We start from the raw sequence: 24472 nt of genomic DNA, 5'->3' as shown, positions 1-24472 counted from the left end.
TGCCCCGCTACCGCGGGACGGGCACGGTGATGAGCACCTGGTCGAGCACCGACTCCGCGGTTGTCCCGTCCTGCTCGGCCTCCGGGCGCAGGCTGAGGCGGTGCCGCAGCGTCGCCCGCGCCAGCGCCTTGACATCGTCCGGAGTCACGTACGAGCGACCGGACAGCCAGGCCCAGGCCCGGGCGGTCGCCAGCAGCGCCGTCGCGCCACGCGGGGACACCCCGAGCAGGACGGACGGCAGCGCCCGGGTGGCCCGGGCCAGGTCGACGATGTAGGCGAGCACCTCGCGTTGGACCTGGACCTGTGCGGCCGCGTTCCGGGCGGCGATGATGTCCGCCGGTCCCGCCACGGGGCGCACGCCGGCGGCTGCCAGATCGCTCGGGTCGAAGCCGCCGGCATGGCGGGCCAGGATGTGGACCTCGTCCTCCCGCGGCGGCAGCGGCAGCGTGACCTTGATCAGGAAGCGGTCCAGCTGGGCCTCGGGCAGCGGGTAGGTTCCCTCGTGCTCGATCGGGTTCTGCGTCGCCAGCACGGCGAACGGCGTCGGCAGCCGCCGCGGCTGCCCGTCCACGGTGACCTGCCGCTCCTCCATCACCTCGAGCAGCGCCGCCTGGGTCTTCGGGGGCGTCCGGTTGATCTCGTCCGCGAGCAGGAGGTTCGTGAAGACCGGGCCCTCGCGGAAGGCGAACTCGCTGGTCCGGTTGTCGTAGACCAGCGAGCCGGTGACGTCGCCGGGCATCAGGTCCGGGGTGAACTGCACCCGCCTGGTGTCCAGCGACAGTGCGGTCGCCAGCGTCCGGACGAGCAGCGTCTTCGCCACCCCGGGCACACCCTCGAGCAGTACGTGACCATGGCAGATCAGGGCGATCACCAGCCCGCTCACGGCCGCGTCCTGCCCGACGACGGCCTTCGCGACCTCGTGCCGCAGCTCGATCAGGGCCCGCCGCGCGCCCTCGGCATCGGGCCGGGGCGGCGGCCCCGGCGCGGCCGTCACTGACGGCGGCCCCGGCGCGAGGGGCTGTGCCTGCCCGCCCGGCCCCTGAACAGCCGGCGTCTGCGCGGCGGGCATCTGCGCAGCCGGCGGCGGGGCGGCCGGCTGCGGGGGAGGAGGCGCCTGCGGGGGCTGCAGCGGGGCGCGCAACGTTGCCGAGCCGTCCGGCTCGGCCGGAGTCGCTCCGGGGTTCGGGGAGGTCACCTTCTGCCCACCTGTCGATCGAGTTCGTGCAGTTCACGGGCCAGCCGAACGAGGGCGGCGTCGCCGCCCGCCGCGTCGCCACCCGTGGCACCGCCGCCGGACGCCAGGCCCCCTGCCGGGTACATCGGCCCGGACGCGGCCCAGATGTAGCCCGGGGGCGCCATGCCCGGACCGTACAGGAGTGCCCCGACATCTCCGGCGGGCCGGCCGGTCTGCTCGGCGACGGCGGCGATCAGGACACCCGGGTTCGGTTCGTGTACGACCGTCCGGGCGATGCCGGGTGCCCCGCCGTCGATGGGCGGGCTGTCTGCACGGATGCCAAGTCGCTCCGCGAGACGCGCACGCAGGCCGGCGCGCAGCGCCTCGGTGGCCCGCTCACGGGCGTGCCCGGCGGCGTAGAGGCGGCCTCGGCCCTCCACCGTCTCCGCCGAGCGAACGACGACCGGGAGCGGCTCGGCGACGGGTGGCCCAAGCCGGCGCCCACGCCACGCCGCCAGCGCCACCAGCAGGATGAGAACCTGCAGGCAGACGACCCAGAAGCGGTCCGGCAGCAGATCGCTCAGGCTCTGCCGGCCGACCGGGTTCTCGCTCGGGACGAGCTGCTGCACCCAGTCCACCTGGAGATTCCGGGACAGCAGGCCCAGTGCCAGCGCGGCGTTGCCGGATTCGTCCAGCCTCGCATTGGTGAGGAACTGGCCGTCACCGAGCAGAACCAGCCGGCCGGCGGACTCCCCGGGGTCGGGTCGTACCTCGGGCCCCCCGGCCGGGGTGAGGACGGCGAGGCGGGCGGCCTCGGGAGAGCTGTAGCAGAGGTCCAGTCGGGGGGCGGTGCCCAGCCAGCCTCGCCGGCCGGGGCGGGGAGTGGCGTCGTCGGGAGGGGTGAAGCGGACCGCGTCCCCGATCGCGGCTGCCCCGGCGACGGTTGCCTCCGGCAGCGTGCATCCGGGCCCGGYGTCCCCGTCCGAGAGGTCGAAGCGGTCCGGCGGGGCGGTGGCGATCGGGATCCCCATGGCGGCCAGATAGTCCACGACAGGTCGTGACGGGGCGACCAGCAGCACGTCCGAACCGGCGCGGACGCGTTGCACCAGCGCGACGATCTCGGTGTCCGCCAGCAGGTCGGGGCCGGTCACCAGGAGCGTGCGCGGCGTGCTGTCGCCGGCCGGACCGGCGCCTTCCGGCGCCGCCGGCTCAGGCTGCAGCGCGGACCTCGCCTCCGTCACGGACACGGTGATCCCGCGCCCGCGCAGGATCTGCGCGAGGGCGAGCGAGCCGGCGCCACCCGGTGACTCGGCGTTCAGGTACCCGCCCTGGTCAGGGCCACTCACTGCGGCGACCACCACCGCGTAACAGGTCACCAGGAGGGCGAGGACCGCGGCGAGGCGCACGCCCCGGCCCACGGTCGCGGGCCGGGGGCCGCTGCGGACATGGGTCGACCCGCTCCCGCCTCCAGTGCCCTTCGCGCCGGGCTGCGCCTGGGCTGGCCCGGCCGGCGACGCCGCTGCCCGTGGCGGGCTGGCCTGCGGCGCGGTCATGCCGGGACCGCGCGGTAGCCGTCGTCCGACCGGTCCTGGCCCTGGCCGCGTCGAATCCTTGCGAGCTCCTCGTCGGCCCGCACGACCATCTCGTAGTCGTGCCTGGTCGCAGGCCTGCCGCCGTACCAGATCTCGCTGAAGACCTCGACCGCGGCCGACAGCGCCCCGGCCGGGTCACCGGACGCCCCGCCGGCCGTGACCCGCGGCGCCGCCCCGCCGGCCGTCGCGGCCCGCAGGTCGCTGACCAGCTCACCGGCTGTTCGCCCCGGCCGCGGGTCGATCAGGGTTCGCTCCTCGAGCATCCGAGCGACCGCTCGCAGCCGGGTCCGTACGGCGTCGGCGAGGTCTCCCCGCTCGGCCTGTGCGTTGCCCAGCGCACGAAGCTGATCCGCGGTGAGCGGGCTGGACAGATCACCGTCCTCCGGCTGCCCGGACGAGGATCGCCGGACCGGCCCGAGCCACAGCCGGACCACAACCAGCAGTGCCACGAGCACGAGGACGAGGGCCAGGGCGCCGAGCCCCCGGAAGCCGGCCACGCCGACATCGGGGTCGGGGGTGATCCAGTCCCACAGGTCGCTCAGGCGCTCGTTGAACCAGTTGAGCGCCCGGGTGAACCAGCCGGGGCCGGCGTCCCGGTAGACCTGCCGGGAGAGCTCGCGGCGCGCCTCCTCGCGGGCACCGTCCCGGGTGATGGGCGCGCCCAGCTGATCGCTGACAGCCGTCAGTACCGTCGTCAGAGGACCGCCCGGGCGGGCCGCGGTCACGACGCCGTTGCGCGTTGCCGGGCGGTCTCGGCGAGAGTCACGTCCAGGCCTTCCCGGCGGATTCGCTGGTCGATGTACAGCAGGACGATGGCGCCGGACAGCACCGGTGTCGCGACGGTCGTCGCGATCAGGTTGCCGATCCCGGTGACGATGTAGCCGGCAACGGTCAGATCCCCTTCGAAGGCATCACCGAAGGTGGCCTCGGATGTCGCCAGGACGATCAGGGTGACCATCGTGAAGACGAACACCAGCACGCCCCCCACCAGCGAGGAGAGCAGGACGACGCCGAACGTGCGCCACCACGACCCGCGGACCAGCACCCGCGAGCGGCGCAGCGCCGCGCGGATCGTCTGACCTTCCAGGACGTAGGCCGGGGAGGCGAGACACAGATAGATCGCCACCGCCACCGCGCCGACGATCAACGCGAGGAGGCCGAGAACGCTGAGCAGCGTGACCACCAGGGTCAGTACCAGCAACCCGCCGAGCCGCGGTGTGACACGCCGGACCGCCGCGCCGGCGGAGATCCGCGAGCCGAGTGCCGCCTCACTGACCACCACCGCGAGGACGCCGGACAGGAAGATCCCGAGCATGGCGTTCAGGCCGAACACCAGCAGATCGAGAGCGGCCACGGTGGCGGTGGACGAGTCCTCGCCGACAATCGCGGTGACGGTGCTGATGGTCTCGACCACCGCCGACACACCGACGGTCAGCCCCAGCGTCGCCCCGGGATTCGTCCGGATCGTGGTGAAGATCCCGTCCAGGATCTCGCCGACCGACAGCGGGCGGAGCGGGATCACGCCGGGCTTCGGCGCGACCGGCGGACCGCCCCACGGGCCGGAGCCCCAGGGCGGTGGGCCCTGATGCGGCCCGCCCCAGCTGGTGGGGCTCTGGCCGGGTGCAGGCCAGGCGCCGGGCGGCGGAGGCGGCGGTGCGCCCGCGCCGGGCGGCGGCCAGCTGCCGGGTGACGGTGGCCCACCGGCGGCCTCGGGCGGTGGGGAGTTCCACGACCCGTGTGGCGGATGCGTCTCCTCCGACGGCGGTCCCCCGGGGGAACCGGGTGCTCCGGGCCCCTGCGGGCCAGGCGTGCCGGGAGGGGTCTGACCGGCCCCGTCCGCCATCGTGGTCTCCCTGCGCTCGTGCTGTCCGTGCCGACCAACGTTCGCGGCATGCACATCGTTGCAGACTCACTACTTCCTCCACGTGGTCGGGCGCTGCGGGCTGCGGGCTGTGCACAGAACGTCCAGTCCGCTCGCGGATGTCCACAGCCGGGCCCGCAGCCCCGCCCTTCCCGTCGACGCCGTACATGCTCGACGAGTGACCACATCGCCCGTCATGCGAGAAGCGCCGGCGCTCCTTCTGCTCCTGCGTGATGCGCTGGCGACTCTCGTGGATCTCGTGCTGCCCCGGCCGTGCGCCGGCTGCGGGCTGCCGGGGTACGCGGCCTGCCCTCGGTGCGCCGCGGCACTGACGGGTCCCCTGGTTCTCGCCGCCCCGGGTCCCACGGCCAGCCCGGGGCGGCGAGGTCGCGACGTACGTGACCTCCCGCCTGCACCCACACCGTCCGGCTTCCCGGTCGCGCGCCCTTCGCGAGCCGCAGCGCCACCTGTCCGTGCTCCGGCCTGGGCGTGGCCGCCGTCCAGGCATGGCCCGGGCTCGTCGCCACTCGTCGCTGCCGCTGCCTTCGAGGGCGCCCCCCGAGCACTGCTGCTCGCCTACAAGGAGCGGGGGCGGCTCGACCTGGCCCCGCTGCTGGGGCGGGCACTCGCCCGGGCGGCCGCGGCGGTGGCCCGACAGCACCTCCGGGGCACGCAGGCCACCTCGGTGGTGCTCGTGCCTGTGCCGACGACCGCCGCCGCCCGGCGGCGCCGCGGCGCCGACCACGTCGCCCGGCTTGCCGTGGTCGCCGCACGGGTCCTGACCCGATTGGGCACACCAGCCCGGGTCAGCGGCGTCCTGCGGGTGCTGCGCCCCGGTGTCGACCAGGCCGGCCTCGGGGCGACTGCCCGCCAGCGCAACCGGTCCGGTGCCTTCGCTCTGCGGCCGGGAGTGCGGCCCGCGGGCCCCGGCGAGATCACGATCGTTGTGGACGACATCGTGACGACCGGAGCCACGTGCGGCGAGGCGATGCGCGCGCTGCGGGCCGGTGGCTGGGCCGCTCCCGCCGGCACCGCGGCCGTCGCCGCGACACCGCTGCGGCACGGCACGCTCCCGGCGCGACGCGCCAACACCCCGGATTGCCCGCCGTAATCCCGCCGAAGGAGCAGACTGGACCCACGAGCTCCACCCCCCGGGAGCCGACGGCGCAAGCCGGTGACGAAGGTGGCGCCGCAGGGTGCGGTGCGGTCTTCCAGGGCGAGGGCGATGTGGCGCACCTGCCGCTCCTCGGCGGGTGCGGCGTTCAGCCCCCCTCTGTGCCGGAGCCGTGAGGCCGCCCGCCGGGTGTGAGCGAGGCGGGGCCCGCTGATCGCGCCCAGCGACCGCAAGGCGGGTTCGGGAGCCCCGTTATGCCGGGTCGGAATCAACCGAAATCGGCAGGTCGGTTCCGGCATGGATCTGGCCAGAGAGGGGAAGGAGCCGAGCGTGGTGGGTCGGTGGAAAACTCGCCGATCCCATGGTCACGGACACAAGCGCAGGTGCCCGCATGAAGGGAGACGGCCTGCGGCGCCAGCGTCACAAGCCGGCACCAACAACTGACACCAGGAACGTTGACAATCTTCGGCGGTCCCTTCCAGGCACGGGTCGGCGCACGGTGACCCGTACCGGAACTTCGCCGGAGAACCGACTTGCTGGTCGCGCTGATTCGGTGCGGATCGGCCGGCCGGGCCAGGTGAACGGGAGGTGGATCGCGTGGACATCGTGGTCAAGGGCAGGCATACAGCGGTATCAGAAGGTTTCCGCAGGCATGTCCAGACCAAGCTCGCCAAACTCGAGCGACTCGATTCCAGGGTGATGCGGGTCGACGTGGAACTCTCCAAGGAGAGCAATCCCCGGCTGTCCGACATGTGCGACCGGGTCGAGCTGACCGTCTACTCACGGGGCCCCGTGATTCGCGCCGAGGCCGCTGCCGGGGACTCCTACGCGGCGCTCGACCGCGCCACCGCCAAGCTCGCCGAGCGCCTTCGCCGGGCCGCCGATCGCCGGGTCCGCCACCATGCCAACCACGCGGGCGCGAACCATCCCGGGCCGGGCCGCGCCGGGTCCCTGACAGCAGACCTGTCCCTCGTCCCTGACGTCCTCGTCCCCGACGGCAGTGTCCTGAACTCGGGCAACGGCCAGCCGGCCGCGGCTTCGGAGCGGGCCGCGCCCGAACCCGAGGCGGCCCCGGTGGCTCAGGAGTGGGCGTCGAGCAACGGTAGGTCGGGCACCGAGCGCGTCGAGGAAGTGGAGTACTCACCGATGGTGGTACGGGAGAAGACCCACGTCGCCGCGCCCATGACCCTCGACGACGCCCTGTCGAACATGGAACTCGTCGGCCACGATTTCTACCTCTTCCTGGACGCACGCAGCGGTCTGCCCAGCGTCGTGTACCGCAGGTGCGGCTACGACTACGGCGTCATCCGGCTCACCGGCGCGGCCAGCCGGAACGGCGCGGACGGCATGGACGGCACGCGGGAACCGGCGTCGGCGGTCATTTCCGCCGTGTGACGGTCGATCCCCCCTGCCGACGTGGGACCATTTGCCTCGGGTGTCGGACTCCCGGCATCGGTGCACACGGCACGTTCCACGGGGTGTGCCACCAGCGACGCGATGTCTGGTGGCGCACCCCGCGGGAGCGGTTCCAGGGGAGGTCGGAGATGACGGTGGACGAGCAGCGTTCCGAGGAGGCGCTGCGGACGCCATCGGAGGCGAATCCCATCCGGGTGCTGATCGTTGACGACCACGCGTTGTTCCGCCGCGGCCTGGAGATGGTCCTCGCGCAGGAGGTCGACATCGAGGTCGTCGGCGAGGCCGCGGACGGGTCGGAAGCTGTCACGATGGCCGCCGAGATGGCGCCGGACATCGTCCTGATGGACGTCCGGATGCCTCGGCGCGGCGGGATCGACGCCACCAGCGCAATCAAGGAGAAGGTGCCCAGCGCCAAGATCGTCATGTTGACGATAAGCGACGAGGAAGCCGACCTCTTCGACGCCATCAAGGCCGGTGCCATGGGCTATCTGCTCAAGGAGATCTCGATCGACGAGGTCGCCGCGGACATCCGTGCGGTCTACAACGGCCAGAGCCTCATCAGTCCGTCGATGGCGTCCAAGCTGCTCAGCGAGTTCGCGGCAATGATCAAAACCAAGGACGACCGTCCCCAGCTTCCGACCCCGCGTCTGACCGACCGGGAGATGGAGGTCCTCCGGCTGGTCGCCAAGGGGCTGAACAACCGGGATATCGCCAAGCAGCTCTACATCAGCGAGAACACCGTCAAGAACCACATCCGGAACATTCTCGAGAAGCTCCAGCTGCACTCCCGCATGGAGGCGGTGGTGTACGCGGTGCGGGAGAAGCTGCTGGAGATCACCTGATCAGGTTCGGGTCCGGCTCGTCCGCGATGGCCCGTGCACCGGCGCCGGCGGCATCGTCGTCGGGGCATGGCGTCAGCGTGAACTGACGGCGGCGCCGCCACGGGCATGCGTGACCGGCGAACGCGCCGGCACGGTCGGATCTCAGACCGGTGGGTCCGTGGCGAGCCGTGAGCCGATCCAGCAGTCATGCCGGGCGCCGTCTCCGAGGACGACGGCGCCTCGCAACGTGCCGTCAAGGGTGAAGCCGAGCTTCTCCGCGACCCGGCGGGAGGCGTGGTTGCCGACCGCCGCCCGCCACTCGACCCGCTCCAGCCCGAGGGCGCCGAAGCCCCAGCGCAGCAGTGCAGCGGCGGCGGCGGTCGTCACCCCCCGTCCGCGTGCCCCGGCGGCGCACCAGTAGGCGAGCTCCGCGTCGCCCTCATCTGTCATCTCCTGCAGAGCCACGGAGGCGAGGAGCTCCTCGGTCGTGGCGTCGACCACGGCCAGCGGCGCGCCGGTGGCCGTGGCCCAGGCATCCGGCGCCTGGCGGCAGACGAAGTCCTCGGCGTGGCCCTGGGTATAGGGCACGGGCACCCGCGTCCAGCGTGGGATCTCCGGGTCCTGGCAGGCGCGGAAGACAGCCTCGGCGTCGGACAGCTTCCAGGGCCGCAGATGCAACACACCCGCGGTGATCTCGACCGGCTCGAGTGGCAGCCGGCGTGCGGCGAGGTCCGCCGCCAGACCGGCCGACATCCAGCCGGCGGGCGCTGCCGGGCCGGCGGCGGGGCCGGAGCCCGCCGCGACCTGGGGGGCGGAGCCGGCCGCGGTTTCCGGACCGGGGGCGGAGCTGTGGCCGGGTGCGGCTTTCAGTCCCGGGGCAGATCCGATGTCGGAACGCATACTGCCCACGATGCCAGCGCCGGCGGGTCGCGGGCGGGGATCGCACGTGTGGCACGCCGGGCACCGGAGGGGTCCCACATTCGTTGGACAGTCGCGGGGAGCGGGAGAATCCGCATCGTCCGGGTGCGGCCAGCCGCTCCCGGACCCGCCGTGTCGTCGGTGGTTCGAGCTCGGGCCGTGGGCGACGATCGAAGGGCTAGCATCGTGGTGTCGGTGAGTTCGCCGACATGCCTGCCGGAGGAGTTCCGCCGTGGTTCTAGACAAGATCTTGCGCGCCGGTGAGGGCCGGATTCTGCGCAAGCTCAAGGCGATCGCCGAGCAGGTGAACCTCATCGAGGACGACTTCACCGGGTTGACCGACGCCGAGCTGCGCGGGATGACCGACGAGTTCCGCCAGCGCCTCACGAACGAGGAGGAGTCCCTCGACTCGCTCCTGCCGGAAGCGTTCGCGGCGGTCCGCGAGGCCGCTCGGCGCACGCTCGGCCAGCGCCATTTCGACGTCCAGATCATGGGCGGTGCGGCGCTGCATCTGGGCAACATCGCCGAGATGAAGACCGGTGAGGGCAAGACCCTGGTCTCCACCCTGCCCGCCTACCTCAACGCGCTGTCGGGCGACGGCGTCCACATCGTCACGGTGAACGACTACCTGGCCCAGCGCGATGCCGAGAACATGGGCCGTGTCCACCGCTTCCTCGGGCTGACGGTCGGTGTCATCCACCCGCAGATGCCGCCGGCGGTACGCCGCCAGCAGTACCAGTGCGACATCACCTACGGCACGAACAACGAGTTCGGCTTCGACTACCTGCGCGACAACATGTCGTGGAGTGCCGAGGAGCTGGTCCAGCGCGGGCACCACTTCGCCGTGGTCGACGAGGTCGACTCGATCCTCATCGACGAGGCCCGTACCCCGCTGATCATCAGTGGCCCGGCGGACAACCCGACCCGCTGGTACACCGAGTTCGCACGCATCGCCCCCCTCCTGGAGAAGGAGGTCGACTACGAGGTCGAGGAGGGCAAGCGGACGGTCGCGATCACCGAGTCCGGCGTCGAGAAGGTCGAGGACCAGCTCGGCATCGACAACCTCTACGAGTCGGTGAACACCCCGCTCGTCGGCTACCTCAACAACTCGCTGAAGGCCAAGGAGCTCTACAAGCGGGACAAGGACTACATCGTCACCGACGGTGAGGTCCTCATCGTCGACGAGTTCACCGGCCGTGTCCTGCACGGCCGGCGCTACAGCGAGGGCATGCACCAGGCGATCGAGGCCAAGGAAAAGGTCGAGATCAAGCAGGAGAACCAGACCCTGGCGACGATCACCCTCCAGAACTACTTCCGCCTCTACGACAAGCTCTCCGGCATGACCGGTACGGCGATGACCGAGGCCGCCGAGTTCTCCCAGATCTACAAGCTCGGCGTCGTCCCGATCCCGACCAACAAGACGATGGCCCGCGCCGACCAGCCGGACGTCGTCTACAAGACGGAGATCGCCAAGTTCGACGCAGTCGTGGAGGACATCGCCGAGCGCCACGAGAAGGGCCAGCCGGTCCTCGTCGGCACAACCAGCGTCGAGAAGTCGGAGTACCTGTCCAAGCAGCTCACCAAGCGCGGTGTGCGGCACGAGGTCCTCAACGCCAAGCACCACGAGCGGGAAGCGCTGATCATCGCGGAGGCGGGCCGCCGGGGCGCGGTCACCGTCGCCACGAACATGGCCGGCCGAGGCACCGACATCATGCTGGGCGGCAACCCGGAGTTCACCGCCCAGGCGGAGCTGCGGCAGCGGGGCCTGTCACCGATCGACACGCCGGAGGACTACGAGGCGGCGTGGTCCGCGGCGCTGGAGAAGGCGCGGGCCTCGGTCGCGGCCGAGCACGAGGAGGTCGTCCAGGCCGGCGGTCTGTACGTGCTCGGCACCGAGCGGCACGAGTCCCGTCGGATCGACAACCAGCTCCGCGGCCGGGCCGGCCGACAGGGAGACGCTGGTGAGTCCCGCTTCTACCTCTCGCTCGGGGACGACCTCATGCGGCTGTTCAACGCCGCGGCCGTCGAGGGCATCATGGACCGCCTCAACATCCCGGACGACGTGCCCATCGAGTCGAAGATCGTGACGCGCGCGATCCGTTCGGCACAGACGCAGGTCGAGGGCCAGAACTTCGAGATCCGCAAGAACGTCCTCAAGTACGACGAGGTCATGAACAAGCAGCGCACCGTGATCTACGAGGAGCGCCGCAAGGTTCTGGAAGGCGCCGACCTCCACGAGCAGGTGCGCCACTTCGTCGACGACACGATCGAGGGCTATGCCCGGGGTGCCACCGCCGACGGCTATCCGGAGGAGTGGGATCTCGACACGCTCTGGACCGGCCTCGGCCAGCTCTACCCGATCGGCGTCGACGCACCTGCCACCGACGACCGCGAAGGGCTGACCTCGGACCTGCTGCTGGAGGACCTCCAGGCGGACGCGCAGGAGGCCTACGACCGCCGCGAGCTCGACCTCGGCGACAAGCCGGACGGCGAGGCGGTGATGCGCGAGCTCGAGCGCAGAGTCGTCCTCGCGGTGCTTGACCGCAAGTGGCGTGAGCATCTTTACGAGATGGACTACCTGCAGGAGGGCATCGGCCTGCGGGCCATGGGCCAGCGCGACCCGGTGGTCGAGTACCAGCGCGAGGGCTTCGACATGTTCCAGACGATGATGGAGGGGATCAAGGAGGAATCCGTCCGTCTCCTCTTCAACGTCGAGGTCCAGGTCGCCGGCCGGGACACGGACACCGGCACCGCTGGTGCGGCGGCTGCGGTCGAGGCACCGGCCGCACCCGAGGCCCCGATGGTGCCGGCAGTCCCAGCGGTCAGCCAGCCGTCGGCGCCGGCACCGCCGTCGGCGCCTCCCGGCAGTGCCAGAACGGCACCGTCAGCAGCGCCAGCCGGAGCGCCGGCCACCCACGCGCCACCGCCGGTCTTCGTCAAGGGTCTCGAACCGCGCCGTCCCACCGGCGGGCTTCAGTACACGGCTCCCTCTGTCGACGGGGCGGCCGGGCCCGTCACCACCACGGTGGACAACGGAACGGTGCGGCCGGGCGGCGGGCGTGGCCCGGCCAGTGCCGGGCCCGGTGCCCGCGGCGGCGAGGCCGGCGCCGGGCGAACGGCGCGAAACGCTCCCTGCCCCTGCGGATCGGGCCGGAAGTTCAAGCGCTGCCACGGCGACCCTGCCCGTCGCAACGACGGCGACATCGGAGCCTGACCCGGAGCGGGGCCCCACCCGGCCAGCCGGGTGGGGCCCGAGCAGGCGTGCAGCCGTGGGAACCGGTCAGCCGAGTTGCAGGGTGGTTACCTGCCAGCGGTCGGCAGCGAGTTCCATCCGCAGCGCCATCGCCCGCATCCGGGGCCCGCGGCTGACAACCGCACTGACCTCCGCGATTCCCGGCAGCGGCTCGCTGACCCGGACGCTGCGCACCTGGCCGGACTGGCGGTTCGTCAGCACCGACGCGGTCCGCTGAAGATCATGCTGCAGGGCTGCCGTGGTCCAGGGCGCGAGGTGCGTCATCGGCCGGGCACCGGAGAGCACCTCGACGATCAGCCGCACGACCACCGCGGCCGTCCGCCGCGGATCTGGTGGCTTCCGCAGCTGCGCTGGCGGGCCGGCTTCGGTCGCGCCCCCGGTCTCCTGGCTGCCTGCCCGCGCGGCGGATGATCCGAGGCGGCCAGGCCCCGACGGCAGACGGCACGACGTGCCCGCTTCGCGGTGCCGGGGTAGCGGGATCGATGACTGCTCGGGTGGTCGGGCCAGTACCGCCCCCCGCTCGGCGAGCCGGCGGACGCCGCTGGTCACCTCACGAGGCGCAGTCGGTGTCGTGGCGCGTCCCGGACGTCCGGCCAGGGAACGCCCGGGCTGGCGAGGGCGGACGGCGGGGTCGGCTCTGCCGTCCGGGGCGAGCTCATCGTCGTAGGGCGGGTCGGTCGGCCGCACGGGCAGCAGCCCGGGAGCGGCGGCCACGTGCGGGGATCGGCGACGGGGCAGGGTCAGGGCGGTCGTCGCGGTCACGGCGGGCCTTTCACGGGCGGTCGGCGCGGTCGGAGGTGTGCTGTGTTCCGAGTGTGTTCGGGATGTGGCCCGGTCGAGGGTGAAGCCTGGTTGGCAGGCAGATCTGGCGACGGAGGCGACGCGGCGCCTGGTACCGATCACCGGCCAGCTCAGCGGGCCGGCGGCGGGACGAGGCGCTGGCCGGGCAGGATGACGTCCGGATCAGGCCCGATCACGTCCGCGTTCGCGGACCACCACCGTGGCCACTCGGCGGCGATCTGGTCAGATGTCGCACCCGGACCCAGATGGCGGGCCGCGATGGACCAGAGGCTGTCTCCACGTAGCACGACCACCTCCTCGGACGGCCCTCCCGGGCTGGACCGCGGGGCCGGGGCCGGGACAGGCGCGCCGGGCACCGTCCCCGGAGTGCCTGTCCCCAGCGGGGCCGCCGGCACCATCGGATCGCCGGTGCCAGCCTGACCGCCGGTGCCGGCTTGACCGCCGGTGCCGGCTTGGCCGCCGGTGCCGGCTTGGCCGCCTGTGCCGGCTTGGCCGCCTGTGCCGGCTTGGCCGCCTGTGCCGGCTTGGCCGCCTGTGCCGGCTTGGCCGCCTGTGCCGGCTTGGCCGCCTGTGCCGGCTTGGCCGCCTGTGCCGGCTTGGCCGCCTGTGCCGGCTTGGTCGCCTGTGCCGGCTTGGCCGCCTGTGCCGGCTTGGCCGCCTGTGCCGGCTTGGCCCGTGGCAGCAGGCTCGCTGCTGGTGCCGGCGCCTGGGGACGGCGACGGGGTCTGATCGGGGTGGCCGAGGAACGGCCAGCCCTGTTCCGACGCGCGCACGGGCGCGGGCCGGCCGCCGGGGTCAGGGGCGGCCGTGGCGGAGGGCGGCTGCGCCGCACCCGAGGGTGCGTCGGCCGCGCTGACCGGGGTCAGGGGCACGATCAGGACATCGTCCGGGAGGACGTCGCCGAGCACGGCGCTCAGTTCCTCCGCACTGGTGGGCGCCGGTCGGCCCGTGCCGCCCGCGGATTGCGCGGCCGTGCTCGGCTGCGAGGCGGTCGGTGTGCCCGGGCGTCCACCGGTGTCGCCATGGCCGAGGAAGGGCCAGCCCTGCTCGGACGCCCGCGGCGAGCCCGCGCCGGTGGCCGGCGGATCGGTCCAGGATGCGCTGTCTGCGGCGGGCATCGGGACCATGCCGGATGCGGCGCTCGCCTGGGTCGTGCCCGAGGCCGCGGCCGCCGGGCTCGCGGTGAGGAGCGGGCTGACACTGGCGGCGACGAGTGTGATGCCGAGACCGACCTCGACGATGCGCCGGACGGCCCTGGGGAGCACGCGGTTGGCCAGGGCCGCGAAGAGCCGACCGGCCGCGCCCGGCAGCGCGGCGAGCGACCCGAGGATCACTCCGGCGCACAGCCACAGCAGGCAGACCCAGGCGATCAGCCCGAGGCAGTTGGCGAGGGCCAGCTCGGGTGTGTCACGGAACCACGGCCCGATCTCCCCGAGTTCCGAGGGGAGGTCGGCCAGTCTCGGCCCGAACAGGACCAGTACGGCGGCGATGCCGAGTGCGGCGAGGCCGCCGCCCACCCGCGCGGCGGTGTCCCGTGTTGCCCCTGAGATCATGCTCCGTACCCGTCCGTCCGCTCTGGGTTCGGTGGGTGCCTGCCCCGGACGACCTTCGCTGCTTTGGTCGTGAGTAGGCCGAGGTGTCGTCGTTGGCTGGCTTGGTGGCCGTGTTGGCTCGGGGTCAGGGAGCTCATGCACGGACGATGCCGTTTGGTTACGTTTGCTTGTGTAACCCGCCAGAAGGTCGATGTCAATCGACTCTGCTTCGCTTGTCCGGCCTCGTGGCGGCTGACCTGGAAAAATGGAGGAACGCGCCGAAATGCGGTGGGAGGATCTCTTCTCGGATCTTGAGCTGCAGTGGGAGGCGGCCGAGGCGGCCGAGCTTGAGGCGGAGATCGCCGACCGCAGTCGGCGGGAGGCCGCCTACCTCCGGATGCTCGACCGGATGCGGCCCGCGGTGGGCGCGGAGGTCCGCTGCCTGCTACGTGGGGGTCCGGGCCCGCTCGCCATCACCGGCCGGCTCTCGGCGCTCGGGGTGGACTGGCTGCTGGTCAGTGAGACCGGCTCGACCGAGGTGCTGGTACCTCGCGCCTCGTTGCTGGCGGTTCGCGGGTTGACGACCATCTCGGCGCAGCCCGGCCACGAGGGGCGTCTGGCCGCTCGCCTCGACCTGCGGCACGTCGTGCGTGGGCTGGTCCGTGACCGGAGCGTCTGTGCGGTCGCGCTGCTCGGTGGCGCGGTGCTCACCGGGACGCTGCTGCGCGTCGGCGCGGACTTCCTTGAGCTTGCCGAGCACCCGCTGGGGGAGTTCGCACGCCGCAATGACGTTCGCTCCGGCTGGACAGTGCCCTTCGACGGGCTCGCCTACATCCGGAGAAGTTGAAACCGGACGGCGGTGACCGGACGGCGCGGGCCCGAACCACCCGCGACCGGAAGGCCTCTCACGCGGCCGGCGGGGTAGGCCGGGGCAGCTCGGGTCAGTCGTCGGGCATGGCCTCGTTGCGGCTCATCGGGTTCGCCGCGACGAAGGCCCGGGTCTGCTCGTAGGCGCGCTGGATGTAGGCCTCGAGCTCGGTCCGCTCGACCCGCCACTGCCCGCGCCCGCCGATTTTGATCGCCGGGAGCTCACCAGAGCGGACGAGCGCGTATGTCTGGCTGGCAGAGATGTTGAGGATCTCCGCGACATCGCTGAGCTGAAGGAAGCGGTCGTTCATCAACGCCCCCTCTCCGGTGACGGTCGGCGCGTCTTCCCTGTGTATCAGAGTTTCCGCGTGACATCGCGTTCGAATGCCTCGGCTTGTGGATAACTGCACGCGATACCGCTTGATGAGCTGCCTCCTGGCAGCTGCTGTCGACCCGGAGGAAGCAACGACGGGCGAGTCCGAACCGGTGGCGCCGGGCTTCCCACCGCCCGCTGCGCGGGTCGTCGTCCCAGGTCAGGGGCTCCGTTGGCCACCGTCTGTCCAGCAGGCTTATGCCCCGCGACGGCTACGACGCATCGTGAGGGCACCGTCAGGCGTCTTATGTACGGGAAGCAGACCAGGCGGCCATAGTGACCGGTTAAGCCGTTATGGCCGACAGGACCGGTTGGCGGTTGTCGACCACGTACGCTCTGCGACCGTAGGGTTCGAGCAGTGCCGAGGCGTCGGCGAGTGAGGAGGGCCTGGTGACCGAGCTGACCATCGCACCGGCGCGGCCGGAGCCGACCCCACCGGTGCCGCCGTCACCGCCGGCGCGCCGGCTCGGCCGCCGCCGGTGGCGCGACTCCCGGCTGCTCGTCGGCGTCCTGCTGGTACTCGTGTCCGTCGTCGCCGGCGCCCGCCTCTTCACAGCGGCGGACCAGACCCGCCAGTGGGTGGTCGCCGCGGCCGACCTCCCGGCGGGGCACCTGATCGTCGAGAAGGACCTGCGCACGGTCAGCGCCCACCTCGACGGCGCCACCTCTGGCCGTTACTACCCCGGCGACCGCCGTGGTGACCTGGTCGGTGCCGCCCTGGCCCGTCCGGTCAACGCGGGCGAGCTGGTCAGCGGTGCCGACTTCGCCGGCTCGGGAGCACCGGCGACGAGGCTGGTGCCGGTGATCGTCAAGTCCGGCCGGGTGCCCGTGCTCGCCCCGGGTGATCATGTCGACGTCTTCGTCTACCAACCGGATGGCGCGCCACCTGCCGACGGTGGCGGCGGCACGGGTGCGGAGGGCGCCGCGGGCACTGACGGTCCCGCGGCGGGGGAGCCGGTCACCGGTGGTGCCGGCGTGGAGATCCAGGTGCTGCACGACGTCGAGTTCGTCGCCGAGGACAGGCTGAGCGGTGGTGACCGATCGCTGTCGCTGCGGGTGCCGGTGGACGACGCCATCCGGGCTGTCGCCGCGTCCCAGAGCGAGCGGGTCGACATCGTGAAGCTGGAGCGGGACGCCCGCGGCGAGGTCGGGTCGTCCGGCCCGTCCGCGGCGCCGGGGTACGGCCGGTGAGCCTGCCGATCCTGACCGCGGTCACGGACTCGGTCATCGAGGCCGGGCTGGTCTCGGCCTTCGACCGGCGTGATCTCGGTGTCACCGTCGTCCGCCGCTGTGTGGACCTGCCGGACCTGCTGGCTGCCGCGACGACCGGGGCGGCGCGGGCGGCGCTGCTCTCCGCGGACCTACGGCGGCTGGACCGGGACGCCCTGACCCGGCTGGCCGCTTCCGGCGTGGCCGTCGTCGGCCTGATCGCGCCTGGTGACGAGGACGCCGACCGTCGGCTGCGCCAGCTCGGGGTGGCCGCGGTGATCCCCGCGGACGCCACCGCCGAAGTCGTCGCCTCCGCCGTTGTCGAGGCGACCCGTGCGCTGGCGGACATGGCCGCCCCGCCCGCGCTTCCCCCGGCCTTCAGCGAGCCACTCACCGGGTTCCGGGGCGCTGCTGCCCTCGCTCCGGCGGGGGCCGCGGCGAGCGGCGCGGACGAGCCCGCCGAGCTCGTGGAGGGGCGTCTCATCGCCGTGTGGGGGCCGGTCGGCTCGCCCGGGCGCACCACGATCGCCCTCGGCCTCGCCGCCGAACTCGCCGGACTCGGCCAGTCGACCCTCCTCATCGACGCGGACTCCTACGGCGGCTCCGTCGGCCAGCATGTCGGCCTGTTGGAGGAGGCACCGGGCCTCGCCGCCGCGGCCCGCTCGGCCAACCAGGGCCTGCTGGACGTTCCCCGGCTCGCCCTGCTGTGCCGCGATCTCGGGGGCGGGCTGCGGGTGCTGCCCGGGATCTCCCGGCCCTCGCGCTGGCCGGAGCTGCGTCCCGCATCGGTGGAGACAGTCCTCGCACTGTCGCRCCGGCTGGCGTCCTTCGTGGTCGTCGACTGCGGCTTCTGCCTGGAGACGGACGAGGAACTGTCGTTCGACACGGCCGCGCCGCGGCGCAACGGCGCGACGCTGGCCGTCCTGGGGGCTGCCGACTCCGTGCTCGCGGTGGCATCCGCGGAGCCGGTCGGCCTGGTGCGGTTCGTCCGGGGTCTGGCGGAGCTGCGTGAGGTGGTGCCCCTCGCCGACCCGTTGATCGTGGTCAACCGGCTGCGCGGCTCGGTGGTCGGAGGGGATCCTCGGCGGGAGGTGTCGCGGGCGATGGCCCGCCACACCGGTCGTGAACCGGTCGCGCTGGTCCCGCACGACCTCACCGGCCTGGACGCCGCTGCTGCCTCAGGCCAGCTGCTGCGTGACATCGCCCCGACCTCACCGGCCCGGCTGGCGATACGTGATCTTGCTGACCGTTTTGTTGGGGTCTCCGGCGGGGCGCGGCGGCGGCGCTCGTCCCTGCGCCGAGCCCACCGCTGACGTCGGACGGTCCGCCGCGGGACTGCGAACGGCGCTCCGGAACGTTGTGACGGGCCCTGCGGCGGACGTGCCGAGGGGCCGGTAGCGCGCCTGCCCGCGGGTGGAGAGGGGCCGGTAGTGCGCCTGCCCACGGCCGTGCGGGACCGATCGAGGCCGAGTCGCTCCGGGCTGCTCATACCTGACAATGAGAATCAATTAGCGTGACATTCGGCTCAGTACGGTCTATTTCGCACGGCCGGCCGATGGGCGGTCTTCCGCATTGCCTGTCCGGTGGGGCGGTGGCTGGTGGCGACCATGGTTACAGGGAGCGATTCGAGGGCATCGAATCGTCAAGCGGTTACCCGCGAGCAGTGGCGACACCCTGGCTTTGGGTGATAAGGAGGTCCAGGATCGCGTCCCGTGGTGAGTAGTCTGCTGCGGTTCGTRCAAATCGTGGTCGGTTAAGTGGTCGACTCGCCGCCATCCGCATCATTCGTCTGTCGGGTACTGAATCGTTGCTTTCGGGGACGTTACGTTAGTGTGTGCGTGGACCGTCATCACGCAGGTCAGCGGGGTGGCAGAACACGTTGATCGCTCGTTCGAGACGGCTGGGGGTGTGTCGGGTGAGCCGGGAGTACGCGAAGGCCGTGGGTGCCCGCCTGCGGGCAATCCGGATCCAGCAGGGGTTGTCGCTGCAGGGCGTTGAACAGAAGTCGCGTGGTCGGTGGAAGACCGCCGCGGTCGGTTCCTATGAACGTGGCGACCGAATGATCAGCGTCCATCAGCTGTCCGAGCTCGCCGGATTCTACGGCGTTCCCGTCTCGGCGCTGCTRCCAAACGAGGATCAGCTGCCACCGCGGGAACGCAGACCACGAACGGTTCTTAACCTCGAGAAGCTTGCCGAGGCTCCGCCGGACTCGTCCGCACTGGTTCGGAGATGGGTCGCGCAGATTCAGCGGCAGCGGGACGACTACGCGGGGCACGTGCTGTCGATCCGTGACGGCGACGTCCGCGCGCTGGCGTTGCTGCATGACACGACGCCGCAGGAGTTCGCCGAGCGACTCCGTACCTGGGGAGTGCTGGAGACCAGCTTCCCCGAGGAGCACGAGCCGCCGGAGTAGACGACGCCGTACCGTGGCCGCCGCGGAACCTGGCGCCGGATGCGCCGCCATCCGGAAGCGTCGCGGCGGAACGGGGCGGCTGACCCGGCACAACCGCCGGGTCGGCCGGGTTGTGACAGAAGAGGCGCGGACGGCCCGTGAGGGAGCGGCGACATCGGTGTCAGCGCACACCCGGACCCGTGTGTGTGGCCGAAACACACCGCGCCGGGAGGTGACGCAATGCCGAGGAAGCGGGCTTCGCGTAGGGGACTCGTGCTCGGTGCGGGCGGTGTGCTCGGCTCCGCCTGGATGATCGGAGCGCTGCGGGCGATCGAGGCGGAACAGGGCGTGGATGTCCGTGACCACGATGTGGTGGTGGGGACGTCCGCCGGTTCCGTGATCGCGGCGCTGCTCGGTCTCGGGATCGGCGCGGACGTGATGGTGAACTCCGAGCGGGGGGTCTTCGAACCGGGTTATCCCGTGCTGGACTACCGGGACCTGGGGGCGTCGCTGCCGCCGAGGCCGCGGATGCGGATGGGATCACCGCGCCTGCTCACCGCGAGCGCCCTTCATCCGCGCCAGACGACACCGATGGTCGCGCTCGCCGCGCTGCTGCCGCAGGGCCGTGGGCAGATCGCCGCCATCGGCGACCTGGTGATCGCCGCTACCGAACGGCTCGAGCATCCGCTGAACCCGCTGGCGGCCAAGCACTCGGCGGCAGTCCCGTCCGGCGCCCGGCGCGGACGCCAGCAGGAACCGCTCGGGTCGAACGGCTGGCCCCTCCACCCGCAGCTGCACATCGTCGCCATGGACTTCGACACCGGCGGCCGGGTGCTGTTCGGGTCCGAGGGCGCCCCGCCTGCGCCCCTGTCCCACGCGGTGATGGCCTCGTGCGCGATTCCCGGCTGGTACGCACCGATCAGGATCAGCGGTCGGCGGTTCGTCGATGGTGGGACGCGATCGCCCGCGTCGCTGGACCTCCTCGCCGGCTCGGATCTGGACGAGGTGACGGTCCTGGCACCGGCCTGCTCGTTCGAGAGCGACCGTCCACGCAGCGCCGTCGCCCTCGTCGAGCGGCAGATGCGCCGGGCCGCGACCCGGCGGCTGGCCCGCGAGATCGAGCTAGTCCAGGCCGCCGGAATCAGGGTCACGGTCCTGTGCCCGGGGCCGGAGGACCTCCAGGTCATCGGCGGCAACATGATGGACCTGACCAGGCGGGCCGAGGTGTTCGAGACGTCGCTGCGCACCTCGACGGAGGCGCTGCGGGCGCTGCCGGCTCCGACCGCGAGCCCGGTCGCGCGCCCCGCGCGGAGCACCACCGGCCCGCGGAGCACCACCGGTTCGCGGAACACCACGGGAACACGGGGGGCGACCGGGCCCACCCGGGCGGCCACTGCGACGAGTCGGGCAGCGACAGCGCCCACCCGGGCGGCCACTGGGACGGCCACTGGGACGACGCGGGCCGGCACCGGTCCGACCAGGCGGGCCACGGCGCCGGCGCAGGACGCTGTGCAGGGCGACACGGTGCCCACGCGCGGCGGCGCACCGGCGGCGCGCGGCGCGACCGGCCCGCGGGCGGCAGGGGGAACAGCCCCGCGCACCGCCCGGGGAACATCCCGCGGAGCGGCCGGTGACGGATCTCGGGAGGAGAACGCGGACCTGGGGCTGGTCGGCTGAGCGCGGGTTGCGACACTGTGCCGCATGCGTGTCTACCTTCCCTCGACGCTGACCGCGGCCCGGACCGTCCTACGGGACCGGGCCGTGCCGGCCGGCACGGCCTTCGCGGTCACCCCGGCGTTGCGGGAGTGGTACAGCCAGTCGGACACCGAAGAGATGGAGTTCGTGGCTCTGCAGGGCGCGGCCCGGGCGTGCCTGCGGCTGCTCGACGCCGATCCGCAGGCCCCGCCCCGGCGGTTCGTCTTCGCCGCGGATGTGGACGAGCGGATTCTTCGCGTTCGCGATGATCTGGAGCGGGGCGCGGTCGAGATCCTCGAGCCCGTCCCACTGGGCCTGGTGCGCGCGGTCCACACGGACGACCCGGCTGACACCGAGGCACAGGACGCGGTGCGCGCCGCGGTCGAGGCCGTGCTGGAGTCCGATCTCGGCAGTGAGGACGCAGCCTTCGTCGTGGACGGCGCGGAGGGCTTCGAACTCCTGTGGTTCGCCACCCAGGAGCTTCCCGACCTTCTCTGATCCGGGGTGCGGTCCGGTGTGGCCTGCGGTGATCCGTGGGCAGCCCACCGGGCGTCGGGCCGGACGACCCTGCCTGCCCGGAGCGTGACGCCAACCAATCGGAGTAACAACTGGTTGTTGTTGGTTGCCGACCAGTTGCTTTCGAGGGGCTTCGGAGTCGGCAAGCGTAGTTCTTCTGCGTCCGTTGTGCGGGATCCGGCCTTGGGTGCCGTGGCGGTCATGTCGTCCCCGTGTTGCTTTTGGYGCCCCGCGGCGGGTGTCGGTCAACGCACCGAATAGTGTTGTTGCTGAACTGGTTGCTCCCCCACGGCTGTTCTTGTGTGGGCATGCGTACAGCTCCGGTCACGGTCGGTCTGCGGCGTGTTCCACGGTTTCGCGGGGTCGGCGTCGGTGTTCCGTCGTGTGTTCCTTGGCCTCGGTCTATCTGTGGCGTGACGTAGGAGGCTGGTGAACGGTGCTCTATCTCGCCGGGCAGATTCTGGTCTTCGTCCTGGTGGCGATGTTGATCGGCGCGGGCCTGGCATGGCTGTTTCTTGCCGCGCCCCTGCGACGACAGGCGCGCGGTGCCGAGCCCGCCGCAACAGAGACCCCCAACCGTGGTGATGCCGGTGAGGAGACCATCGCCGGTCAGGGTCGGGGTGTGTCCTCCGGTGGGTCCGTCATTGCGTTCGGGGTGGACGGCAGCGGAGCTGTGACCCGAGATGGCGTCGACCGGTTCGCCGGTACGAGAACGCCCGGGCCGGTCGTGTCGGTGGGCGTCGACGCGCGCGGTGCGGCGGACGGGCTGGCTGGCGACGACGCGTGGCGCCCGGCGGCGTCGAGGGTCTCGCCGGCGGACCTCGCCGAGCTGCTGACCCGTCTGCGGGATCAGGAACAGCGATGGGCCGCGGAGAAGGCCGAGCTGGCTGGGCGACTCGTCGCGGCGGAACGGCAGGCCACCGAGTCGGCGCACCGGGTGGCGAGCGCCGAGCAGCAGGTCGTGGTCGCCCAGGCGCGTATCGACGAGATCGAGTCGGCTCTGCATGCGGCGCCGGCCGAGATCCCCGCGGCAGGCACCCCTGCCGTCGTCGAGCAGACGGCGGGCCCAGCTGGCGTGCCCGGGGCTGTCTCTGCCACGGCGCCGGTTGTCACCGGCACGGTCGAGGATGTGGAGACCGTCGTGGATCTGGCCCGCGAGACGGCGCGGCTGCGCGTGCATCTGGAGGAGGCGGAGACCCGTGCCGCCAAGTTCTCCTCGCGGCTCGCCATGGTCCGCACCGAGGCGGAGGGCGCCCAGCGGCAGGTCGCGACCATGAGTACCCGGCTGGACCGCCATCAGGCGGAATGGGCAGCCGAGCGAATCAGGCTACTGGCCCGCATCGCCGAGGCCGAGGAGGCCCGCGCGGAGGTACCCACGGATGATCCCGATGTCGGTGGCCAGCAGGCGGAGCTGCCTCTGAGCGACGACGTCGACGACTCCGTCGAGGAGGAGGCCGTTCTGTTCCCACCGGCCGACGAGATCGTTCGAACGACAGACGAGCACCCGCCGGCGGACGAACCTGCCCTGCCGGCAGGCGAGCGCACTTCGGGTGCAGGTGGCCTCGTTGCTTCCGGCGCCAGTATGGCGCTTGAATCCGGCGAGGCGGTTGGGTCCGGCGAGGCGTGGGAGCCTGCCGACGAGATGGAGGCCGTAGGGAGATCGGAGCGCGGTGAGGCCGCCGTGCCCTTCCAGGAGGCGCGCGCCAGTGGTAGCGCCTTCGACGCCGGCCCGTTGCTGTACGCCGTTCATCGCGATAATGATCTTGAATTGGTCGGTGCCGCGTTGGTCGGCGCGGCGGCGTCGGCGGCCATGGCCGAACAGCACCACGTGAGCACCGCACCTGACGTTGCGGTCGGTGTGGGCGCTGGCAGCCTCGGGCACGCCGCTCGGAGCGCGCCGATGTCGTGGGGCGGCCCGGCCGAACCCCTGCCCTCCTCCGACAACCTGAAGGAGATCGTCGGCGTCGGGCCCGTGGTCGAGTCGCGGCTACGCGTGCTGGGGATCACCAGCTTCCGCCAGCTGGCCGCCATGGGCGACACGGATGTCGACCGGCTCGCGAAGAAGCTCGACGGCTTCGGCGGCCGGATCGTCTCCGACGACTGGGTGGGGCAGGCCCGCGACCTGCAGGCCCGCCACCACAGCGGCCTCGCCTGATCCACTGGCCTGGTCCCCACGGCCCGGGCCCGGATACTCCGCGGTGAGGCGTGAACTCGGCCGGCCAACCGGCGAGGCCTGACGGTTCCAGACCTCGCCGGTTGGCCGGCGGGCCCCGACGCCCGGCAGGACGCCACCCGCCGGGCTGGGGCTGTGCGACGGGCCCGGTGCCGGTGCCGGTCAGGGCTAGTGCGTTGACCGCGATCCTTTTCGGTTTGGTCAGGCGGCGTGTGTTCGGGGGCGTCCCCAGCGTTGTTGGYGTTCGGAACGGACGCGGGCGCGTTCGCGGCGTTGGGCTGCCAGGACGGCGGGGTGGCGGGCGTGGGTGTTGCGCCAACGCAGGTAGGCCTGCAGGTTCCGGGCGAGCGCGGGATGGTTGGGATGATCAGAGTTCCCCATCGCGAAGGTCCGCAACGGTCCGAACTGGGCTTCGATCGGGTTCGCCCACGACGCGTTCGTCGGGGTCAGGCAGAGCTGCACGTTGTTCCGTCCGGCCCAGCGGCGGATCGCCGGGGTGGTGTTCGCGGACAGGTTGTCACAGATCACGTAGACCGGGGCGGTGTCGGGGCGGGCTGCCCTGATCGTCTTCAACGCGGCCAGGGTGTTCTGCCCGCCTTTACGGGCCCGGGTGGCACCCCAGAGCTGGTCGTCGCCCAGCGAGTAGCAGCCGTGGAAGTAGCGCACCCCGTGGGTGCGATGGTAGGTCGCGGGCAGCCGGTCCGGATGGGACTCCGGGGCCCAGGCGGTGCCGTGGACGGGGCGGATCGAGAGCGGACCGAACTG

Annotated in this window: 20 protein-coding genes; 11 read left to right on the top strand and 9 right to left on the bottom strand. The window is 72.2% G+C overall.

Annotation, left to right across the window (positions count from 1 at the left end; genetic code table 11):
* Positions 1 to 7 precede the first annotated feature (7 nt).
* The 4 genes from CC117_RS31770 to CC117_RS31755 are packed head-to-tail and all read right to left on the bottom strand — an operon-like array spanning position 8 to position 4288.
* Entirely contained in the window at positions 8 to 1195 is a 1188-nt protein-coding gene (locus CC117_RS31770) for an AAA family ATPase (RefSeq protein WP_241830592.1), read from the bottom strand.
* Complete coding sequence (locus CC117_RS31765; protein ID WP_071091494.1) at positions 1192 to 2727, bottom strand: DUF4350 domain-containing protein; 1536 nt, start codon at positions 2725 to 2727, stop codon at positions 1192 to 1194. Before CC117_RS31765 ends, CC117_RS31770 begins: the two co-directional genes overlap by 4 nt.
* The gene (locus CC117_RS31760; protein WP_071091491.1) at positions 2724 to 3491 is read right to left on the bottom strand and encodes a DUF4129 domain-containing protein; all 768 of its coding nucleotides are present in this window, start codon (positions 3489 to 3491) and stop codon (positions 2724 to 2726) included. The genes CC117_RS31765 and CC117_RS31760 overlap by 4 nt, the downstream gene beginning before the upstream one ends.
* Positions 3488 to 4288, bottom strand: coding sequence for a glycerophosphoryl diester phosphodiesterase membrane domain-containing protein (locus tag CC117_RS31755; RefSeq protein ID WP_084133085.1), 801 nt, complete (start codon positions 4286 to 4288; stop codon positions 3488 to 3490). Before CC117_RS31755 ends, CC117_RS31760 begins: the two co-directional genes overlap by 4 nt.
* Before the next feature lie 517 nt (positions 4289 to 4805).
* Here CC117_RS31755 and CC117_RS31750 point away from each other — a divergent pair.
* The 3 genes from CC117_RS31750 to CC117_RS31740 all read left to right on the top strand — a co-directional run bounded on the left by CC117_RS31750 (position 4806) and on the right by CC117_RS31740 (position 7999).
* Positions 4806 to 5738 (top strand): ComF family protein, encoded by a 933-nt coding sequence (locus tag CC117_RS31750; protein ID WP_198542057.1) that lies wholly within the window; start codon positions 4806 to 4808, stop codon positions 5736 to 5738.
* 600 nt (positions 5739 to 6338) lie between these two features.
* Positions 6339 to 7136 (top strand): ribosome hibernation-promoting factor, HPF/YfiA family, encoded by a 798-nt coding sequence (hpf, locus tag CC117_RS31745; protein ID WP_071091482.1) that lies wholly within the window; start codon positions 6339 to 6341, stop codon positions 7134 to 7136.
* Positions 7137 to 7285: 149 nt separating this feature from the next.
* Positions 7286 to 7999 carry a response regulator gene (locus tag CC117_RS31740; protein ID WP_018635347.1) on the top strand — a complete coding sequence of 238 codons (714 nt, stop codon included), beginning with the start codon at positions 7286 to 7288 and terminating at the stop codon, positions 7997 to 7999.
* A 141-nt stretch (positions 8000 to 8140) separates the two neighbouring features.
* Here CC117_RS31740 and CC117_RS31735 read toward each other — a convergent pair whose 3' ends face one another.
* The gene (locus tag CC117_RS31735; RefSeq protein ID WP_071091503.1) at positions 8141 to 8731 is read right to left on the bottom strand and encodes a GNAT family N-acetyltransferase; all 591 of its coding nucleotides are present in this window, start codon (positions 8729 to 8731) and stop codon (positions 8141 to 8143) included.
* Positions 8732 to 9128: 397 nt separating this feature from the next.
* On the opposite strand from CC117_RS31735, the gene secA reads away from it, so the two are divergent.
* A complete protein-coding gene (gene secA / locus CC117_RS31730; RefSeq protein ID WP_071091479.1) occupies positions 9129 to 12110 on the top strand; it encodes a preprotein translocase subunit SecA in 2982 nt (993 codons plus the stop codon).
* A gap of 66 nt (positions 12111 to 12176) precedes the next feature.
* Here secA and CC117_RS31725 read toward each other — a convergent pair whose 3' ends face one another.
* Both CC117_RS31725 and CC117_RS40185 read right to left on the bottom strand, forming a co-directional pair.
* On the bottom strand, positions 12177 to 12911 hold the full coding sequence (locus tag CC117_RS31725) for an Rv3235 family protein (protein ID WP_071091476.1): 735 nt from the start codon (positions 12909 to 12911) through the stop codon (positions 12177 to 12179).
* Positions 12912 to 13060: 149 nt separating this feature from the next.
* Positions 13061 to 14503: a LysM peptidoglycan-binding domain-containing protein gene (locus tag CC117_RS40185; protein ID WP_071091473.1), complete on the bottom strand. Its 1443-nt coding sequence runs from the start codon at positions 14501 to 14503 to the stop codon at positions 13061 to 13063.
* A gap of 262 nt (positions 14504 to 14765) precedes the next feature.
* Here CC117_RS40185 and CC117_RS31715 point away from each other — a divergent pair, with 262 nt between their 5' ends.
* Entirely contained in the window at positions 14766 to 15329 is a 564-nt protein-coding gene (locus CC117_RS31715; protein WP_071091471.1) for a hypothetical protein, read from the top strand.
* A 94-nt stretch (positions 15330 to 15423) separates the two neighbouring features.
* Here the strand turns inward: CC117_RS31715 and CC117_RS31710 are convergent, their stop codons facing one another.
* Positions 15424 to 15660 (bottom strand): helix-turn-helix domain-containing protein, encoded by a 237-nt coding sequence (locus tag CC117_RS31710; protein ID WP_018635340.1) that lies wholly within the window; start codon positions 15658 to 15660, stop codon positions 15424 to 15426.
* 452 nt (positions 15661 to 16112) lie between these two features.
* Between CC117_RS31710 and CC117_RS31705 the strand changes: the two genes are divergently transcribed.
* The 6 genes from CC117_RS31705 (at position 16113) to CC117_RS31680 (ending at position 23689) form a co-directional block, all read left to right on the top strand.
* Entirely contained in the window at positions 16113 to 16913 is an 801-nt protein-coding gene (locus tag CC117_RS31705; protein ID WP_071091468.1) for an SAF domain-containing protein, read from the top strand.
* Complete coding sequence (locus CC117_RS31700) at positions 16910 to 18244, top strand: AAA family ATPase (protein WP_071091465.1); 1335 nt, start codon at positions 16910 to 16912, stop codon at positions 18242 to 18244. Before CC117_RS31705 ends, CC117_RS31700 begins: the two co-directional genes overlap by 4 nt.
* 602 nt (positions 18245 to 18846) lie before the next feature.
* Positions 18847 to 19344 carry a transcriptional regulator gene (locus CC117_RS31695; protein ID WP_018635337.1) on the top strand — a complete coding sequence of 166 codons (498 nt, stop codon included), beginning with the start codon at positions 18847 to 18849 and terminating at the stop codon, positions 19342 to 19344.
* Between the two features lie 219 nt (positions 19345 to 19563).
* Positions 19564 to 21000, top strand: a complete 1437-nt coding sequence (locus CC117_RS31690) for a patatin-like phospholipase family protein (protein WP_071091462.1) — start codon at positions 19564 to 19566, stop codon at positions 20998 to 21000.
* Between the two features lie 24 nt (positions 21001 to 21024).
* Positions 21025 to 21516 (top strand): DUF6912 family protein, encoded by a 492-nt coding sequence (locus CC117_RS31685; protein WP_071091459.1) that lies wholly within the window; start codon positions 21025 to 21027, stop codon positions 21514 to 21516.
* Between the two features lie 454 nt (positions 21517 to 21970).
* Positions 21971 to 23689 carry a hypothetical protein gene (locus CC117_RS31680; protein WP_071091456.1) on the top strand — a complete coding sequence of 573 codons (1719 nt, stop codon included), beginning with the start codon at positions 21971 to 21973 and terminating at the stop codon, positions 23687 to 23689.
* 219 nt (positions 23690 to 23908) lie between these two features.
* On the opposite strand, the gene CC117_RS31675 is transcribed toward CC117_RS31680, so the two are convergent.
* The coding region (locus tag CC117_RS31675) for a transposase (protein WP_198542056.1) at positions 23909 to 24472 on the bottom strand (564 nt) is incomplete at its 5' end.

The sequence above is a fragment of the Parafrankia colletiae genome (assembly GCF_001854655.1).
Lineage (GTDB): Bacteria > Actinomycetota > Actinomycetes > Frankiales > Frankiaceae > Parafrankia > Parafrankia colletiae.
The sequence above is the reverse complement of the archived record's forward strand: the minus strand, read 5'-3'. Positions and strand labels throughout refer to the sequence as shown.

Excerpts from the sequence above, each read along its gene's own strand:
- CC117_RS31740 (WP_018635347.1), top strand. The coding sequence starts at position 7,286 with ATGACGGTGGACGAGCAGCGTTCCGAGGAGGCGCTGCGGACGCCATCG.
- CC117_RS31735 (WP_071091503.1), bottom strand. The coding sequence starts at position 8,731 with ATGTCGGCCGGTCTGGCGGCGGACCTCGCCGCACGCCGGCTGCCACTC.
- CC117_RS40185 (WP_071091473.1), bottom strand. The coding sequence starts at position 14,503 with ATGATCTCAGGGGCAACACGGGACACCGCCGCGCGGGTGGGCGGCGGC.
- CC117_RS31715 (WP_071091471.1), top strand. The coding sequence starts at position 14,766 with ATGCGGTGGGAGGATCTCTTCTCGGATCTTGAGCTGCAGTGGGAGGCG.
- CC117_RS31710 (WP_018635340.1), bottom strand. The coding sequence starts at position 15,660 with ATGAACGACCGCTTCCTTCAGCTCAGCGATGTCGCGGAGATCCTCAAC.
- CC117_RS31690 (WP_071091462.1), top strand. The coding sequence starts at position 19,564 with ATGCCGAGGAAGCGGGCTTCGCGTAGGGGACTCGTGCTCGGTGCGGGC.
- CC117_RS31685 (WP_071091459.1), top strand. The coding sequence starts at position 21,025 with ATGCGTGTCTACCTTCCCTCGACGCTGACCGCGGCCCGGACCGTCCTA.